Origin of the sequence: Enterobacter chuandaensis, assembly GCF_003594915.1 — a bacterium.
GTDB classification, from domain to species: Bacteria; Pseudomonadota; Gammaproteobacteria; order Enterobacterales; family Enterobacteriaceae; genus Enterobacter; species Enterobacter chuandaensis.
In genome coordinates, this window is record NZ_QZCS01000012.1 from 113,115 (window position 1) to 131,441 (window position 18,327).

Here is an 18,327-nt window from a genome sequence, read left to right on the forward strand (position 1 = left end):
CTGAGAAGCCCCCGAAAGCTATAATCCCCCCATCTCTCCTTTAAAAACGGGAATGTCTATGATCCGCAGTATGACCGCCTACGCCCGGCGTGAAATCAAGGGTAGCTGGGGTAGCGCTACCTGGGAAATGCGTTCGGTAAACCAGCGCTATCTGGAAACATATTTCCGTATGCCGGAACAGTTCCGCAGCCTTGAACCTGTGGTGCGCGAGCGTATCCGCACGCGTCTGACCCGCGGGAAAGTAGAATGCAACCTGCGCTTTGAGCCAGATGCCAGCGCGCAGGGCGAATTGATCCTCAACGAAAAGCTGGCGAAACAGCTCGTGAATGCGGCGAACTGGGTCAAAATGCAGAGTGATGAAGGCGAAATCAACCCGGTTGATATTCTGCGCTGGCCTGGCGTCATGGCCGCCGGTGAACAGGATCTGGATGCCATTGCGGCAGAAATCCTGGCAGCCCTCGACGGCACGCTGGACGACTTTATCGTTGCTCGTGAAACCGAAGGCCAGGCGCTGAAAGCGATGATTGAGCAGCGTCTTGAAGGCGTGAGCACCGAAGTAGCCAAAGTCCGCACCCATATGCCAGAAGTATTGCAATGGCAGCGCGAGCGCCTGGTCGCAAAGCTGGAAGAAGCAGAAGTTCAGCTGGAAAACACTCGTCTGGAACAAGAGCTGGTGCTGATGGCGCAGCGTATTGACGTCGCCGAAGAGCTGGATCGTCTGGAAGCGCACGTGAAAGAAACCTACAACATCCTGAAGAAGAAGGAAGCGGTAGGCCGCCGTCTGGACTTTATGATGCAGGAGTTCAACCGCGAGTCGAATACCCTGGCGTCTAAGTCTATCAATGCTGAAGTGACCAACTCAGCGATTGAACTCAAGGTTCTGATTGAGCAGATGCGCGAGCAGATCCAGAACATCGAGTAATGTCATTTGGGTGGCGTCGGCTGGGGCCACCCATTACTATTTCTAATCCTTCCTTTATCTTGTTTTGTTTCTTTACCGCCAACCATCAGTACCATTACCTGTAAATTGATAAAAATTTATAGGGCAAAGTAGCTCACCTTAGAAAATCTCAATCGTGATCTTGCGCACAAATCGCTAACCTTCCCGCGTTCACACCGGAGGGTATATGCTGCTTCACGTTCTTTATCTCATTGGTATCACCGCAGAAGCCATGACTGGGGCGCTCGCTGCAGGGCGTCGCCGGATGGACACCTTCGGCGTGATCATTATTGCCACTGCGACCGCGCTGGGCGGCGGTTCCGTGCGCGATATCCTGCTGGGCCATTACCCGCTCGGCTGGGTGAAGCATCCCGAGTATGTCATTATCGTCGCAACGGCTGCCGTATTAACCACCATAGTGGCACCCGTTATGCCTCATCTTCGCCGCCTGTTCCTGGTGCTTGATGCGCTGGGGCTGATCGTCTTTTCTATCATCGGCGCGCAAATCGCGCTCGATATGGGGGAAGGCCCGGTTATCGCCACCATTGCTGCCGTGGTGACGGGCGTTTTCGGTGGCGTGCTGCGCGATATGTTCTGCAAACGCATTCCTCTGGTCTTCCAAAAAGAGCTGTATGCCGGCATCTCTTTCGCCGCAGCGGTGCTCTACATTGCCCTGCAGAACTACGTTTCGAACCATGACGTGGTGGTCATCTCCACGCTGCTGTTTGGCTTTACGGCCCGCATGCTGGCGCTGCGTCTGAAGCTCGGATTGCCCGTGTTTCACTATAAGCACAGCGCTCACTGATCCCAGAACCCGTTGATGTGCTGCTGAGCAAGCCACCTGACCAGCACATCGATCTCTGGCGCGTGCAGCCAGGTAACGATTTGCCGCGCCTTCTCTTCTCCCGTACCCGGCAAGGCCTGCCAGGCCTTTTCACTGCGTTCGCTCATCTTCTGCCACGACACATCCCTCAACGCCTTCAGTGAGGCCTGCGGCAACGGAACACCCAGTGCCATAATCCAGCGGATAAAAGGTTGCTCGCGCACCTGATTGAAGCGATGCCAGAGCGCCAGCCCGCGTGCGGCAGAGAATCCCGGCGTCGACTGCAGCTGTTCCTGCGTTAACAGCAGCCATGAAAAGAGATGTTCAAAATGATGCGCCTGCCAGAGCGTCCGCCAGCCTGATTCTCCCAGTCCTTCAATGTTGAAAACCTGCTTCGAACTGAGCCACGTCAGCCGGGCAAAGAACTGTTCCATACATTCCGGCGAGGCATAAAAGCAGCTCAGGGAGTGATAACGCGAGTCCGGTGGCGCTGGTTTTCGTCTGTCCGTCCCTCGCCAGACAACCTTATCAAACCGGGGAATACCCTGCCCGGCCAGGCTCACCTGCACCTGATCGCCCGGCGCAATGTCCAGTCTCTGCCAACGCCCGACCGACCCCAGGCTCACCCGCTGCACCTGTTTATCATCCAGCTGTACAGGCTCCAGGGCCGCCACGACAGAAATTTTGCCCGTGCGTCCCACGGAAAAATGAATATCCCTGACTTCGGCAACCCGTGCAGCAGGCGAATATTTCCATGCGACAACCCAGTTGCCTTCACCAGGCAACCAGTGCTCCCCTGAAGGAGACTCCGCAGACCTAACCACAATGCCATCCGTGGCAAAGGGTAATGCGGTGTTTTGCCAGGCCAAACGCTGCTTTTCAACAACATCAGCAGTTTGTGCGGGCAGGGTATAGCGCGCCGTCAGGGAGAATCCTGCCCTGGACAGTTCAGACAGCATGCTTTCCATCCTTTGCGGCCCATCCGGCCAGGCCCAGATAAATATTCCCGTCTGGTTCAGAAGTGCGCTGTCTTTCTGCCGCATCATCGCACCCGCAATTTTTGCCCGTGCATTCATTCCGCCCATCTGCCGCTGGACGTGATTCTCGCGCAACCAGAACAGCTCACCCTGTAAAACGCTGTTTGCCAGCGCGCCGGACACGTCCTTAGGCACGGACGGAATTAAACGCACCTGTGCCGTCCAGTCCTCGCCTTTAAGGCCATTACCACGGCTGATGGCCCGGGCTAACTTTCCGTTGCGATACACCAGCGTTACCGCCACGCCGTCGACCTTTGGCTGCATCCATAACGGGCTCCGCCCGTGCATCCACTGGCCCAGCGCTTCTTTGCTGGCGACTTTACGTACCCCCGTATGGGCGACAGGGTGCTTTACGCTTCCTGTTAATGCAGGAAGCGTGTTCTCAGCAAGTTCGTTGCCAAAACAGCGCTGCCACTGGGTTAAGCGCCCGTTGAGCTGGTCATACACGTCGTCGTTGACCTCGCTCACCCCCTGCTTCCAGTAGGCATCATCCCAGCGTTTGATTTGTGCGCTTAAAGACGCAATCTCTTTCGCGGCTTTTGCCGGTGACCACACCGGACACACCGCCGCCCCGTAACCACACCACAACAACATGAATCCGCTTATCCATCGCCACATCGCTACCCCTCCTTTGCAGTGCAGGAGGTATAACCTGGCGTGAGAAACGACGCTAATAGCAACCTCTCACCTTGCGAGGCGCTATCCAGCATTAATTTTTATTGCTGCAAACCGCAGGTAAAACCTGAAAACGGTACGCAAAATTCAATAATCCAGGGGAAAAAGTGTGACAAAGGCTACGTCACACTGCGCCGACGTGTATAATAAGCCCGTATGTAGGACTTCTTCGCTAACACATACAAAAGACTCTCATGGCTCAAGGCACGCTTTATATTGTTTCTGCCCCTAGCGGCGCGGGTAAATCCAGCCTTATTCAGGCACTGTTAAAAACCCAACCGTTGTACGATACACAGGTTTCTGTTTCTCACACCACGCGCGCGCCGCGTCCGGGTGAAGTGCACGGTGAACACTATTTCTTTGTTGATCACGACGAGTTCAGAGCGATGATCGCCAGAGACGCGTTTCTTGAACACGCAGAAGTGTTTGGTAACTACTACGGCACCTCGCGTGAAACCATTGAGCAGGTTCTGGCCACGGGCGTGAATGTGTTCCTGGACATCGACTGGCAGGGCGCGCAGCAAATTCGCAAGAAAATGCCTGACTCGCGCAGTATCTTTATTTTACCGCCGTCGAAAGATGAGCTGGATCGTCGCCTGCGTGGCCGCGGTCAGGACAGTGAAGAAGTCATCGCAAAGCGTATGGAACAGGCAGTTGCAGAAATGAGCCATTACGCGGAATATGATTACCTTATTGTGAATGATGATTTTGATGCCGCGTTGAGCGATCTCAAAACCATTCTTCGCGCAGAACGTCTGCGTATGAGCCGCCAGAAGCAGCGACATGACGCATTAATCACCAAACTGTTGGCAGACTGAACCCACTTTCAGTATCATGCCCAGTCATTTCTTCACCTGTGGAGCATTTTAAGTATGGCACGCGTAACTGTTCAGGACGCTGTAGAGAAAATTGGTAACCGTTTTGACCTGGTGCTGGTCGCCGCGCGTCGCGCTCGTCAGATGCAGGTAGGCGGTAAAGATCCGCTGGTACCGGAAGAAAACGATAAAACCACCGTTATTGCACTTCGCGAAATCGAAGAAGGTCTGATCAACAACCAGATCCTCGACGTACGTGAGCGCCAGGAGCAGCAAGAGCAGGAAGCCGCAGAACTGCAGGCCGTAACCGCCATTGCTGAAGGTCGTCGTTAATTAAACCTGCGGGTCGCCCTTGTATCTGTTTGAAAGCCTGAATCAACTGATTCAAACCTACCTGCCTGAAGACCAGATTAAGCGTCTTCAGCAGGCGTATCTCGTTGCACGTGACGCTCACGAGGGCCAGACACGTTCAAGCGGTGAACCCTACATCACGCACCCGGTTGCGGTAGCCTGTATTCTGGCCGAGATGAAACTCGACTACGAAACGCTGATGGCCGCCCTGCTGCACGACGTGATCGAAGATACCCCTGCCACCTACCAGGATATGGAACAGCTGTTTGGCAAAAGCGTTGCCGAGCTGGTGGAAGGGGTCTCTAAGCTTGATAAGCTGAAATTCCGCGACAAGAAAGAGGCGCAAGCCGAAAACTTCCGCAAGATGATTATGGCGATGGTGCAGGATATCCGCGTCATTCTCATCAAACTCGCTGACCGTACTCACAACATGCGCACGCTGGGCTCACTTCGCCCGGATAAACGTCGCCGCATTGCCCGTGAAACCCTCGAAATTTACAGTCCGCTGGCGCACCGTTTAGGTATCCACCACATCAAAACCGAGCTGGAAGAGCTGGGCTTTGAAGCGTTGTACCCAAACCGCTATCGCGTGATTAAAGAGGTGGTGAAAGCCGCACGCGGTAACCGTAAAGAGATGATTCAAAAGATCCTCTCTGAAATTGAAGGGCGTTTGCAGGAAGCGGGAATTCCGTGCCGTGTCAGCGGTCGCGAAAAACATCTTTACTCCATCTACTGCAAAATGGTGCTCAAAGAGCAGCGTTTTCACTCGATCATGGATATTTACGCGTTCCGCGTTATCGTCCACGACTCGGACACCTGCTACCGCGTACTGGGGCAGATGCACAGCCTCTACAAACCGCGTCCGGGGCGCATGAAAGATTACATAGCCATTCCAAAAGCGAACGGCTATCAATCATTGCATACCTCGATGATCGGTCCGCACGGCGTGCCTGTTGAAGTGCAGATCCGCACCGAAGACATGGACCAGATGGCAGAGATGGGTGTAGCCGCACACTGGGCGTATAAAGAGCACGGTGGCGAAAGCAGCACGACCGCACAAATCCGCGCCCAGCGCTGGATGCAAAGCCTGCTGGAACTTCAGCAGAGTGCGGGTAGCTCGTTCGAATTTATCGAGAGCGTTAAATCCGATCTCTTCCCGGATGAGATTTACGTTTTCACCCCAGAAGGTCGCATTGTCGAACTGCCTGCGGGCGCAACGCCGGTCGACTTCGCTTACGCCGTGCATACCGATATCGGGCACGCCTGCGTGGGCGCGCGCGTCGACAGACAGCCTTACCCGCTGTCTCAGCCGCTCTCCAGCGGCCAGACGGTCGAAATTATTACCGCGCCGGGCGCACGTCCGAACGCGGCCTGGCTGAACTTTGTCGTGAGCTCCAAAGCGCGCGCAAAAATTCGTCAGCTGTTGAAAAACCTCAAGCGTGATGATTCCGTCAGTCTGGGGCGTCGTCTGCTCAACCACGCGTTGGGCGGCAGCCGTAAACTGGCTGAGATCCCACCGGAGCATATTCAGCGTGAACTCGACCGTATGAAGCTGACGTCTCTGGACGATCTGCTGGCGGAAATTGGTCTGGGTAACGCGATGAGCGTCGTGGTAGCGAAAAACCTGCAGCAGGGCGAAGCGACGCCTTCGGCTCCTGGTGCATCCGGCCATGCCCATCTGCCGATCAAAGGCGCGGACGGGGTGCTGATCACCTTCGCAAAATGTTGCCGTCCAATTCCTGGCGACCCGATTATTGCGCACGTCAGCCCGGGCAAAGGGCTGGTTATCCACCATGAATCCTGTCGTAACATTCGCGGCTACCAGAAAGAAGCCGAGAAGTTTATGGCAGTCGAGTGGGATAAAGAGACGGCGCAGGAATTTATCACCGAAATTAAGGTGGATATGTTCAACCACCAGGGTGCACTGGCGAACCTGACGGCAGCCATCAACACGGCTTCTTCCAACATTCAGAGCCTGAACACGGAAGAAAAAGATGGTCGCGTCTATAGCGCCTTTATTCGTCTGACCGCCCGCGACCGCGTGCATCTGGCGAATATTATGCGCAAAATCCGCGTCATGCCGGACGTGATTAAAGTCACCCGAAACCGAAACTAGGTTTATGAATTCACAACGTTATGCCCGTATCTGCGAAATGCTCGCCAGGCGACAGCCTGACCTGACGGTCTGCATGGAGCAGGTGCATAAACCTCATAACGTCTCTGCCATCGTCCGTACCGCAGATGCCGTCGGTGTGCATGAAGTGCACGCCGTCTGGCCGGGTCACCGGATGCGAACCATGGTCTCTGCGGCTGCGGGAAGTAACAGCTGGGTGTCCGTCAAATCTCACCAGACGATTGGCGATGCCGTAACGCACCTGAAAGGGCGCGGGATGCAGATCCTGGCGACAAACCTGTCCGCAAAAGCCGTAGATTTCCGCGAGATCGACTATACCCGCCCGACCTGCATTTTGATGGGTCAGGAGAAAACCGGGATCTCCCAGGAAGCGCTGGATCTGGCGGATCGGGACATCATCATTCCGATGATCGGCATGGTTCAGTCCCTTAACGTCTCCGTGGCGTCCGCGCTCATTCTCTATGAAGCGCAGCGCCAGCGTCAGAATGCCGGGATGTACGAGCGCAGCAACAGTATGCTCCCGGAAGAAGAACAGCAGCGCCTGCTGTTTGAAGGAGGCTATCCGGTGCTGGCACGCGTTGCGAAGCAGAAAAAATTGCCTTACCCCCACGTCAACGCGCAGGGCGAGATTGAAGCCGATGCCGAGTGGTGGGCCACCATGCAGTACGCCGGGTAACCGATGAAAGGCCGCCTGCTGGATGCTATCCCGCTCAACAGCCTGACGGGCGTGGGCGCGGCGCAAAGCAATAAGCTGGCAAAAATTGGTCTGCACACCGTGCAGGATCTCCTGCTTCACCTCCCCCTGCGTTACGAAGACCGCACTCAGCTCTACAAGATTGGCGATCTTCTTCCCGCCATTTACGCCACCGTTGAGGGCGAAGTCCTGAACTGCAACATCACTTTCGGCGGCCGCCGGATGATGACCTGTCAGATCAGCGACGGCACCGGCATCCTCACCATGCGTTTCTTCAACTTCAGCGCGGCGATGAAAAACAGCCTGGCGACAGGCCGCAGAGTGCTGGCCTATGGCGAAGCCAAACGCGGGAAATACGGCGCGGAGATGATCCACCCGGAATACCGCGTACAGGGCGATCTCAGCACGCCGGAGCTGCAGGAGACGCTCACGCCGGTTTACCCGACGACCGAAGGCATCAAGCAGGCGACGCTGCGTAAGCTCACCGATCAGGCGCTGGAACTGCTCGATACCTGCGCCATTGCCGAGCTGCTGCCGCCAGAACTGGCGCAGGGTATGATGAGCCTGCCCGAGGCGCTGCGTACCCTGCATCGCCCGCCGCCCACGCTTCAGCTCAGCGATTTAGAAAGCGGTCAACACCCCGCCCAACGGCGTCTTATCCTTGAGGAATTACTGGCGCATAACCTGAGCATGCTGGCGCTTCGCGCTGGCGCACAGCGTTTCCACGCCCAGCCATTAAGCCCGCGTGATGAGCTCAAAGATAAGCTGCTGGCCTCGCTGCCGTTTAAGCCCACCGGCGCGCAGGCGCGCGTCACCGCCGAAATCGAACGCGATATGGCACTCGACGTGCCGATGATGCGCCTGGTGCAGGGCGACGTCGGGTCCGGTAAAACGCTGGTTGCCGCCCTGGCGGCCCTGCGCGCGATTGCCCACGGCAAACAGGTCGCGCTGATGGCGCCGACCGAGCTGCTGGCCGAGCAGCATGCCAATAATTTCCGCGCCTGGTTCGCACCGCTCGGGATTGAGGTGGGCTGGCTTGCCGGGAAGCAAAAAGGCAAAGCGCGTCTTGCGCAGCAGGAGGCCATCGCCAGCGGTCAGGTACAGATGATTGTCGGCACGCACGCCATCTTCCAGGAGCAGGTGCAATTTAACGGCCTTGCATTGGTGATTATCGACGAACAGCACCGCTTCGGTGTGCATCAGCGTCTGGCGCTGTGGGAAAAAGGGCTGCAGCAGGGCTTCCACCCGCATCAGCTGATCATGACCGCCACGCCGATCCCACGTACCCTGGCGATGACCGCCTACGCCGATCTGGATACCTCCACCATCGACGAACTGCCTCCAGGCCGAACGCCGGTGACGACGGTCGCCATACCGGATACGCGCCGCAGCGACATCATTGACCGCGTGCGCAACGCCTGCACCCATGAAGGGCGCCAGGCCTACTGGGTCTGTACCCTGATTGAAGAGTCTGAGCTGCTGGAAGCCCAGGCCGCCGAAGCCACGTGGGAAGAGCTCAAGCTGGCGCTGCCCGAGCTGAACGTTGGCCTGGTGCATGGCCGCATGAAGCCTGCCGAGAAGCAGGCGGTGATGCAGTCCTTCAAACAGGGAGATCTGCATTTGCTGGTCGCGACGACGGTCATCGAAGTGGGTGTAGACGTCCCGAATTCCAGCCTGATGATCATCGAAAACCCGGAGCGTCTGGGGCTTGCCCAGCTTCACCAGCTGCGCGGGCGCGTTGGCCGCGGCGCGGTAGCGTCGCACTGCGTGCTGCTTTACAAAGCCCCGCTTTCAAAAACTGCCCAGATGCGGCTGCAGGTGCTGCGCGACAGCAACGACGGCTTTGTGATTGCGCAAAAGGACCTGGAGATACGCGGACCGGGCGAGCTGCTGGGCACGCGCCAGACGGGGAACGCGGAATTCAAAGTGGCAGATTTGCTGCGCGATCAGGCCATGATCCCCGAAGTTCAGCGCCTTGCACGCCATATTCATGAACGCTACCCCGAACAGGCGGCAGCGTTAATTGAGCGCTGGATGCCGGAAACCGAACGGTATTCCAACGCCTGATCTCAGGCAAACATCGGCAACATCAGGTACAGCTTGATCACCAGCGCGTTGACGATATCAATAAAGAACGCCCCGACCATCGGGACCACCAGAAACGCCATGTGCGATGGCCCGAACCGTTCGGTGATCGCCTGCATGTTGGCGATAGCCGTTGGGGTAGCCCCCAGACCAAACCCGCAGTGACCGGCCGCCAGTACCGCCGCATCGTAGTTTTTCCCCATCATGCGCCAGGTCACGAACATGGCGTACAGCGCCATAAACAGCGCTTGCACCGCCAGAATCGCTACCATCGGCAGCGCCAGCGAGGCCAGCTCCCACAGTTTCAGGCTCATCAGCGCCATCGCCAGGAACAGCGACAGGCAGACGTTACCGAGCACCGATACCGCACGGTCAAACACACGGTAGAAGCCCATCAGCGCCAGACCGTTGCTCAGGATCACCCCGATAAACAGCACGCAGACAAAGGTCGGCAGTTCAAACGCGGTACCCGCCAGCCATTGCGCAACCACTTTGCCTACGGTCAGGCAGATGGCAATCATCGCGATGGTTTCAATCATCACCAGTGAGGTGATGCTGCGGCCAACGTCGGGCTTTTCGAACGCAGTCGGCACCATTTCATCGTCGGGCCTGCCGTTCGGCGTGGTGGAGTGCTTCACCAGATAACGCGCTACCGGGCCGCCAATCAGGCCGCCCAGCACCAGGCCAAAGGTGGCGCAGGCCATCGCCACTTCCGTCGCGTTTTCAAAACCGTAGCGTTCGATGAACAGCTTGCTCCACGCCGCGCCGGTCCCGTGACCGCCCGAAAGGGTAATTGACCCCGCCAGCAGCCCCATCAGCGGATCCAGCCCCAGCAGCGTTGCCATGCCGATGCCAATTGCGTTTTGCATCAGCAGCAGCCCCACCACCACAATCAGAAATACGCCGAGCACCTTACCGCCCGAGCGCAGGCTCGCCAGGTTGGCGTTCAGGCCGATGGTGGCAAAGAAAGCCAGCATCAGCGGGTCTTTCAGGGACATATCAAAATCAATTTCCCAGCCCATGCTTTTTTTCAGTATCAGCAGGGCCAGCGCCACCAGCAGACCGCCAGCGACAGGTTCAGGAATGGTGTACTTTTTCAGAAAGGAAACACTGTGAACCAGCTTGCGACCAAGCAGAAGAACCAGCGTTGCGGCAACAAGGGTCGACAACGTATCGAGATGAATCATAAAAGGCTCCTGTTATGCGCGTGTTCCATACACACGCGGCGTTATCCTGGGCCGGGTTGCGCTCTTCATGAGCCCCCGGCGCAAAAAGTGTAATTTTTTTTTCCGATGGGTTGTAGAAAACCTGCTCACGGCGGCAGATTTTCTTGTCTTTTTTTGTTGGCAATCGTTTGCTTTTACCAGATGGTCAGATAAAATGCCCGCTTTTCCACCGTGGGATTGCCGCCGATGTCCGTTAACACCATAGAGTCGCCTGATGCGCAACCGATTGCGCAGAAGCAAAATAGCGAACTGATTTACCGCCTTGAAGACCGACCGCCGCTGCCGCAGACGCTTTTCGCCGCCTGCCAGCATCTTCTGGCAATGTTTGTTGCGGTGATCACCCCGGCGCTGCTGATTTGTCAGGCGCTCGGCTTACCGGCGCAGGATACGCAGCACATCATCAGCATGTCCCTCTTTGCCTCCGGCGTGGCCTCCATTATTCAAATCAAAGCTTGGGGGCCGGTGGGGTCGGGGTTACTGTCGATTCAGGGCACCAGCTTTAACTTCGTGGCGCCACTGATCATGGGCGGCACAGCCCTGAAAACAGGCGGTGCGGATGTCCCAACCATGATGGCAGCACTGTTCGGCACCCTGATGCTGGCCAGCTGCACGGAGATGGTCATCTCCCGTATTCTGCACCTGGCTCGCCGCGTCATTACTCCGCTGGTTTCTGGCGTCGTCGTTATGATTATCGGCCTGTCGCTGATTCAGGTGGGCCTCACCTCCATCGGCGGCGGCTATGCCGCAATGAGCGACCACACCTTCGGCGCGCCGAAAAACCTGCTGCTGGCGGGCGTGGTGCTGGCGATCATCATTCTGCTTAACCGCCAGCGTAACCCTTACCTGCGCGTGGCCTCGCTGGTGATCGCCATGGCGGCGGGTTATCTGCTGGCGTGGGCGCTGGGGATGCTGCCTGAGAACACCGCGCCGACCAACAGCGCGCTGATCACCGTTCCCACACCGCTTTACTACGGTCTGGGCATTGACTGGGGCCTGCTCCTGCCGCTGATGCTGGTCTTTATGATTACTTCTCTGGAGACCATCGGTGATATCACCGCCACCTCTGACGTCTCCGAGCAGCCGGTGTCCGGCCCTCTGTACATGAAGCGTCTGAAAGGCGGCGTGCTGGCGAACGGCCTGAACTCGTTTGTCTCTGCGGTATTCAACACCTTCCCGAACTCCTGCTTCGGCCAGAACAACGGCGTGATCCAGCTGACCGGCGTGGCCAGCCGCTACGTTGGTTTCGTGGTGGCGCTGATGCTGATTGTCCTCGGCCTGTTCCCGGCGGTGAGCGGCTTTGTGCAGCACATTCCTGAGCCGGTACTGGGCGGCGCAACGCTGGTGATGTTCGGGACTATCGCGGCCTCCGGCGTGCGTATCGTCTCCCGCGAGCCGCTGAACCGCCGCGCGATCATGATTATCGCGCTGTCGCTGGCCGTCGGTCTGGGCGTATCCCAGCAGCCGCTGATCCTGCAGTTTGCGCCTGACTGGGTGAAAAACCTGCTCTCTTCCGGCATTGCCGCCGGCGGTATCACCGCTATCGTGCTTAACCTCGTTTTTCCGCCTGAGAAGAACTGATCTCCCTCACGGCAGGCCATCAATGCCTGCCGTGACATCTAATTACACCATTCCCGCCTTGAGCATTGCGCATAAATCGTGCATAACTCCCTTATGTTCGTTTTGCGGGATGGAAGACCATGAAATTTATTGGAAAGCTACTCGTCTATCTGCTGATAGCCCTGCTTATCGTCGTGCTGGCGCTGTATATTCTGCTCCAGACCCGCTGGGGCGCGGCGCAGGTCAGCAGCTGGATTACGGTGAATACCGACTACGAACTCAGTTTCGACAAGATGAATCACCGCTTTTCGTCGCCTTCCCACCTCATTCTGGAAAATGTCACCTTTGGGCGGGACGGTAAACCCGCCACGCTGGTGGCGAAAAAAGTCGATATCGGCCTGAGCAGCCGTCAGGTTACCGATCCGCTGCACATGGACACCATCACCCTGTTCGACGGCACGCTGAATCTCTCGCCTCAGACGGCACCGCTGCCTTTCCAGGCCGATCGTTTGCAGCTGAACAACATGGCCTTTAATAGTCCGAATACCGAATGGGACCTGAGCGCGCAGAAGGTCACGGGCGGCGTCAGCCCATGGCAGCCGGAAGCGGGCAACGTGCTGGGTAAAAACGCGAAGATCCAGATGAGCGCCGGTTCGCTGACCCTGAACGGCGTCCCGGCTACCAACGTGCTGATCGACGGTCAGTTGAACGGCAAGGAGGTCGTGCTGAACACCATCGGTGCCGATATGGCCCGTGGCTCGCTCACCGGCTCCGCCCTGCGCAACGCCGACGGAAGCTGGGTAATCGACACCATGCGCCTGAACGAGATCCGCCTGCAGAGCGACAAAATGTTGAAAGCATTCTTTGCACCGCTGGCCAATATTCCTTCCCTGCAAATTGGCCGTCTGGAGGTCACCGATGCCCGCCTGCAGGGCCCGGACTGGGCGGTGACCGATCTCGATTTAAGCCTGCGCAACCTGACGCTGAGCAAAGGCGACTGGCAGAGCCAGGAAGGCCGCCTGTCCATGAACGCCAGCGAGTTTATCTACGGCTCGCTGCATCTGTTTGACCCGATCCTGAATGCGGAGTTTTCCCCGCAGGGCATGGCGCTGCGCCAGTTCACCTCCCGCTGGGAGGGCGGCATGGTGCGCACGTCCGGCAACTGGCTGCGCGACGGCAAAGCGCTGGTGCTGGACGATGTTGCCATCGCCGGGCTGGAATACACCCTGCCTGAAAACTGGAAAACACTGTGGATGGAACCGCTGCCGGAATGGCTGAACAGCGTCACGCTGCAAAAATTTGGCCTGAGCCGCAACCTGGTGATCGACATCGATCCCGCTTTCCCGTGGCAGATCACCTCTCTGGACGGCTATGGTGCAAACCTGCAGCTGGTAAAAGATCGCCAGTGGGGCGTCTGGGGCGGCAGCGCAACCCTGAACGGCGCGGCGGCAACCTTTAATCGCGTGGACGTTCGCCGTCCGTCGCTGGCGCTGAATGCAAACGCCGCCACGGTGAACATTACCGACCTGAGCGCGTTTACCGAGAAAGGCATTCTGGAAGCCACGGCGACGGTTTCGCAGCTGCCACAGCGGCAGGCCACGGTGAGCCTGAACGGGCGCGGCGTGCCGCTTAACGTGCTGCAGCAGTGGGGCTGGCCTGCGCTGCCGATTACGGGCGACGGCAATATTCAGATGACCGCCAGCGGCAGCGTGCAGGCGAATGCCCCGCTTAAGCCGACGGTGAACGGCAAGCTGAACGCGGTGAATATGGATAAACAGCAGGTGCAGCAGACCATGACGGGCGGTGTGGTATCGACACCACCCTCACCCCAGCCCTCTCCCTAAAAGGGAGAGGGAGCAAACCATTCCCTCGCCCCTTTGGGGAGAGGGTTAGGGTGAGGGGAATTAAAGGTAAACCATCACCTCATTCCCCTCCGCTTTCACCACCACACCCCACTCGCTGGCCGCGTGTGAACCGCCCTTCACACCGCTCACCTTCTGCACGTTGCGCAAGCACACCGACCAGTTTTGCGCGTCTCCCGTGCCGGTAAAGGTCACGGTGTCGCCCCGACGTGACGCCTTCAGCGTAAACGCCACGGAGCCATCCGCCGCAGGGACTTCGCTCACCGCCGTTGCGCCATCGCCCAGGTTAAACAGCTGGAAGGCCGTTCCCGCGTTCCACGCGTAGTCCGGCCTCTGGTTATTGTTGCCCAGCGCCAGCAGGGTGTTGTCGCGCACGTAGACCGGCAGGCTCATGAAATCGTGCTGCTGCTTATGCCAGCGGCTGCCCTCAATTTCATCGTTGTGCCACAGGTGCGTCCAGCGGCCTTCCGGCAGGTAGAATTGTACGTCCCCCGCCTCGGAGAAGACTGGCGCGACCATCACCGCATCCCCCAGCATGTACTGGCGGTCGAGGTAATCGCACGCCGGATCGTCCGGGAACTCCAGCATCATCGCCCGCAGCATCGGCGTGCCGAACTCGCGGGCCAGCGCCGCCTGGCGATACAGGTACGGCATCAGCTGACACTTCAGCTGCGTGAAGTGGCGCACCACGTCGCAGGACTCGTCATCGTACGCCCAAGGCACCCGGTAGGATTTGCTGCCGTGCAGGCGGCTGTGGCTGGAGAACAGCCCGAACGCGCACCAGCGCTTGTAGACGTGCGCCGGAGCGGTGTTTTCGAACCCGCCGATATCGTGGCTCCAGAACCCGAAGCCGGACAGGCCAATCGACAGCCCGCCGCGCAGGCTTTCCGCCATCGACTCATAGTTGGCGTAGCAGTCGCCGCCCCAGTGCACCGGGAACTGCTGCGCACCGACGGACGCGGAGCGGGCAAACAGCACCGCCTCTTCTTCACCCACCGTCTCTTTCAGCACGTTCCATACCAGCTCGTTATAGATGTAGGCGTAGTGGTTGTGCATCTTCTGCGGATCGGACCCGTCGAACCACTGCACGTCCGTCGGGATACGCTCGCCGAAGTCGGTCTTGAAGCAGTCGACACCGATATCCACCAGGCCTTTCAGCTTGTCGGCATACCACCGGCACGCGTCCGGGTTGGTGAAGTCGTAAATCGCCAGCCCCGGCTGCCATTTGTCCCACTGCCACAGGGAGCCGTCCGGGCGCCTGAGCAGATAGCCCTTCTCTTTCAGCTCCCGGAAGATCGGCGACTTCTGGCCGATGTACGGGTTGATCCACACGCAGACCTTCAGCCCTTTCTCCTTCAGGCGGCGGATCATCCCTTCCGGATCCGGGAAGGTCACCGGGTCCCACTCGAAGTCGCACCACTGGAAGGCCTTCATCCAGAAGCAGTCGAAGTGGAACACGTGCAGCGGCAGGTCGCGCTCGGCCATGCCGTCGATAAAGCTGTTCACCGTGGCTTCGTCGTAGTTGGTGGTGAATGAAGTGGTCAGCCACAGGCCGAACGACCACGCAGGCGGCAGCGCCGGACGCCCGGTGAACTGCGTATAGCGGTTTAGCACCTCTTTCGGCGTCGGGCCGTCGATCACGAAGTACTCGAGATACTCCCCTTCCACGCTGAACTGCACTTTGGAGACTTTCTCGGAGCCGACTTCAAACGAGACGTTTTCCGGGTGATTAACCAGCACGCCGTAGCCGCGGTTGGTAAGGTAGAACGGGATATTTTTGTAGGACTGCTCGGTGCTGGTGCCGCCGTCGCGGTTCCAGGTTTCGACCGTCTGGCCGTTGCGTACCAGCGCGGTAAAGCGCTCGCCCAGGCCGTAGACCGTTTCCCCCACGCCCAGATCCAGACGTTCGAACACGTAATTGCGGTCGGTATTGCTGTCCTGCACGTAGCCGTTGTTTTTCAGCTGGCTGCCGGTAATGCGCTGGCCGTTGCGCAGGAAATCCAGCGCCCAGAACTCGCCTTTGGTGACGCGCACGCTGACGCTACCGCTTTTCAACTCGGCAAACTCGGCGTTGTTTTCAATCTCTACCTTCACATCCTTCAGAACGTTCAGCGGATAGTGCGGGCCGTTATTCAGCGCGCCCTGGAAGTGCTCGATGCGCACCCCAACGATCCCTTCCTGCGGGGCAAACAGGCGCACCGTAAACATCAACGTGTCGAGCTGCCAGGTGCGTTCGCGCACGTCGCGCGGCGCAACATACACCACCAGGTCATTTCCCTGCTGCTCCACATCGAACACCTGAACCGGATACGTCACGTTCAGGCCCGGTTGAATAAGCCAGTTTCCATCACTGATTTTCATGCTTTCGTCCTCTTAGTTCTGCAATTCTTTACTGACCGGCAGGGTTTCAAACTCCTGCTGATTGCGGCGTGCGCCCTGCGCTAGCTCGCCCAGGATTTTGGTCAGGAAGGGGGTTTTCAGCGTGTAGTAGCGTTTGGCGATAATGGCGCTCAGCACGTAGCAGACCGCCGGGGCCAGGGTAAACAGGCCGATAATGATGCTGATGGTCGCGCTGTTCTGGGTTTTGGCTGCCGCGTCGTAGCCGCCGCCTGCCAGCATCCAGCCGATCATCGCCCCGCCCAGCGCCAGGCCGAGTTTCAGCACGAACAGCGTGCCCGCAAAGCTGATGCCGGTCAGGCGCTTGCCGTTGGTCCATTCGCCGTAGTCGACGGTATCGGACATCATCACCCACTGAATCGGCGTCACCAGCTGGTGCAATACGCCGATGACGAAGATAAAGGCGAACATCAGCACGGTGGCATGCATCGGCACGAAGAACATCGCCACGCTGACCACCGCCAGCGCGGCGTTGGTCCACCAGAAGATACTGACCTTGCACTTCCAGTCGGTGAGCGGTTTCGCCAGCGCGGAGCCGATCAGGTTACCGACGCAGTAGGTGGTAAGGAACGCGACGAACACCTCCGGCGAACCCATGATCCAGGTGCAGTAGAACATCATCGCGCCACCGCGCACGCAGACGGCGAGGATGTTGAGGATGGTGAGAACACCAACGATGCGCCACTGGTCGTTTTGCCAGATATCACGCAGGTCTTCCCGCATGGAGGTGGTGCTCGGCGGCACCTGGATGCGCTCTTTGGTGGTGAAGAAGCAGAATGCCAGCATCAGGAACGCGACCACCGACAGCACGGCGATCCCGCCCTGGAAGCCGAACGCCTTATCGTCGCCGCCAATCAGGTTCACCAGCGGCATCATCAGCACCGTGGAGAGCATGCCGCCCGCGGTCGCCAGCACAAAGCGCCAGGACTGAAGGGAGATACGCTGCGTCGGGTCGTTGGTGATCACGCCGCCCAGTGCGCAGTAGGGGATATTGACCACGGTATAGAGCAGGGTCAGCAGAGTGTATGTCACGGCGGCGTAAACCATTTTGCCGTTAAGGCTGAGGTCCGGCGTGGTATAGGCCAGCACGCAGACGATGCCGAACGGGATCGCGCCGAACAAAATCCACGGACGGAACTTGCCCCAGCGGCTGCGGGTGCGGTCGGCTATCAGCCCCATGCACGGGTCGGAGATCGCATCCAGCGCGCGGGCCAGCAGGAACATGGTGCCGACAAACCCGGCGGGAATGCCGAAAATATCGGTGTAGAAAAACATCATGTACAACATGACGTTATCAAAAATGATGTGGCTGGCGGCGTCTCCCATGCCGTAGCCAATCTTCTCTTTTACTGACAATACTTCGCTCATCTTTTTTATCCTTCACGCTGTAGGGGGCGCTGAGACCGGTTGCATTGGTTTTAAACCATTGTTTCAAAGGCGGGTATTGCGTTTTCTGGTTAGCAGATTACGTTTCTTGTTTTTTGTGATCGCGGTAAATGTTGACAGCACGAAAGGCTAACCTGAGGATTTTCTTAAGAATTAACTGAAACAGGGGTGTACAGGTCAAAAGAGAGGTGAAAAAAGTGTGCGGGGGGATGTGGTAAATGCCTGAAAGTAGCTATAATGCGCCCCGCCTCCATGTAGCAATCGAGGCGCGGAAGATCGTCATCTCCGGTGAGGTGGCTGGACTTCAAATCCAGTTGGGGACGCCAGCGTTCCCGGGCAGGTTCG

The 18,327-nt window shown here is 58.1% G+C and carries 14 protein-coding genes; 9 read left to right on the forward strand and 5 right to left on the reverse strand.

The features are described from left to right. Positions 1–58: 58 nt before the first annotated feature. Together D5066_RS17500 and D5066_RS17505 are read left to right on the forward strand one after the other, a co-directional pair. Positions 59–922, forward strand: a complete 864-nt coding sequence (locus D5066_RS17500; protein ID WP_023309886.1) for a YicC/YloC family endoribonuclease — start codon at positions 59–61, stop codon at positions 920–922. Positions 923–1,127: 205 nt separating this feature from the next. Then, positions 1,128–1,745, forward strand: coding sequence for a trimeric intracellular cation channel family protein (locus D5066_RS17505; RefSeq protein WP_119916670.1), 618 nt, complete (start codon positions 1,128–1,130; stop codon positions 1,743–1,745). On the opposite strand, the gene ligB is transcribed toward D5066_RS17505, so the two are convergent. Continuing rightward, complete coding sequence (ligB, locus tag D5066_RS17510; protein WP_119916672.1) at positions 1,739–3,418, reverse strand: NAD-dependent DNA ligase LigB; 1,680 nt, start codon at positions 3,416–3,418, stop codon at positions 1,739–1,741. The genes D5066_RS17505 and ligB overlap by 7 nt on opposite strands. A gap of 251 nt (positions 3,419–3,669) precedes the next feature. Here ligB and gmk point away from each other — a divergent pair, with 251 nt between their 5' ends. The 5 genes from gmk to recG are packed head-to-tail and all read left to right on the forward strand — an operon-like array spanning position 3,670 to position 9,536. Beyond that, on the forward strand, positions 3,670–4,293 hold the full coding sequence (gene gmk, locus D5066_RS17515; protein WP_080329821.1) for a guanylate kinase: 624 nt from the start codon (positions 3,670–3,672) through the stop codon (positions 4,291–4,293). Positions 4,294–4,347: 54 nt separating this feature from the next. Further along, a complete protein-coding gene (rpoZ, locus tag D5066_RS17520) occupies positions 4,348–4,623 on the forward strand; it encodes a DNA-directed RNA polymerase subunit omega (RefSeq protein ID WP_000135058.1) in 276 nt (91 codons plus the stop codon). A gap of 19 nt (positions 4,624–4,642) precedes the next feature. Next, positions 4,643–6,757: a bifunctional GTP diphosphokinase/guanosine-3',5'-bis pyrophosphate 3'-pyrophosphohydrolase gene (spoT, locus tag D5066_RS17525; protein WP_028015011.1), complete on the forward strand. Its 2,115-nt coding sequence runs from the start codon at positions 4,643–4,645 to the stop codon at positions 6,755–6,757. A 4-nt stretch (positions 6,758–6,761) separates the two neighbouring features. Beyond that, positions 6,762–7,451 (forward strand): tRNA (guanosine(18)-2'-O)-methyltransferase TrmH, encoded by a 690-nt coding sequence (gene trmH / locus D5066_RS17530; protein WP_080329820.1) that lies wholly within the window; start codon positions 6,762–6,764, stop codon positions 7,449–7,451. A gap of 3 nt (positions 7,452–7,454) precedes the next feature. Then, positions 7,455–9,536, forward strand: coding sequence for an ATP-dependent DNA helicase RecG (gene recG / locus D5066_RS17535; RefSeq protein WP_119916673.1), 2,082 nt, complete (start codon positions 7,455–7,457; stop codon positions 9,534–9,536). A gap of 2 nt (positions 9,537–9,538) precedes the next feature. Here the strand turns inward: recG and gltS are convergent, their stop codons facing one another. Continuing rightward, positions 9,539–10,741: a sodium/glutamate symporter gene (gene gltS, locus D5066_RS17540; RefSeq protein WP_061096645.1), complete on the reverse strand. Its 1,203-nt coding sequence runs from the start codon at positions 10,739–10,741 to the stop codon at positions 9,539–9,541. 225 nt (positions 10,742–10,966) lie between these two features. On the opposite strand from gltS, the gene xanP reads away from it, so the two are divergent. After that, positions 10,967–12,358: a xanthine/proton symporter XanP gene (gene xanP / locus D5066_RS17545; RefSeq protein ID WP_119916675.1), complete on the forward strand. Its 1,392-nt coding sequence runs from the start codon at positions 10,967–10,969 to the stop codon at positions 12,356–12,358. 119 nt (positions 12,359–12,477) lie between these two features. Next, the gene (locus D5066_RS17550) at positions 12,478–14,181 is read left to right on the forward strand and encodes an AsmA family protein (RefSeq protein ID WP_119916676.1); all 1,704 of its coding nucleotides are present in this window, start codon (positions 12,478–12,480) and stop codon (positions 14,179–14,181) included. Positions 14,182–14,241: 60 nt separating this feature from the next. On the opposite strand, the gene yicI is transcribed toward D5066_RS17550, so the two are convergent. The 3 genes from yicI to D5066_RS22975 all read right to left on the reverse strand — a co-directional run. Further along, on the reverse strand, positions 14,242–16,560 hold the full coding sequence (gene yicI, locus D5066_RS17555; protein ID WP_119916678.1) for an alpha-xylosidase: 2,319 nt from the start codon (positions 16,558–16,560) through the stop codon (positions 14,242–14,244). A gap of 12 nt (positions 16,561–16,572) precedes the next feature. Further along, positions 16,573–17,964, reverse strand: a complete 1,392-nt coding sequence (locus tag D5066_RS17560) for a glycoside-pentoside-hexuronide family transporter (RefSeq protein ID WP_119916679.1) — start codon at positions 17,962–17,964, stop codon at positions 16,573–16,575. Positions 17,965–18,128: 164 nt separating this feature from the next. Then, positions 18,129–18,327: transposase (locus D5066_RS22975; protein WP_119916680.1), on the reverse strand; the 199-nt coding region annotated here is incomplete at its 5' end.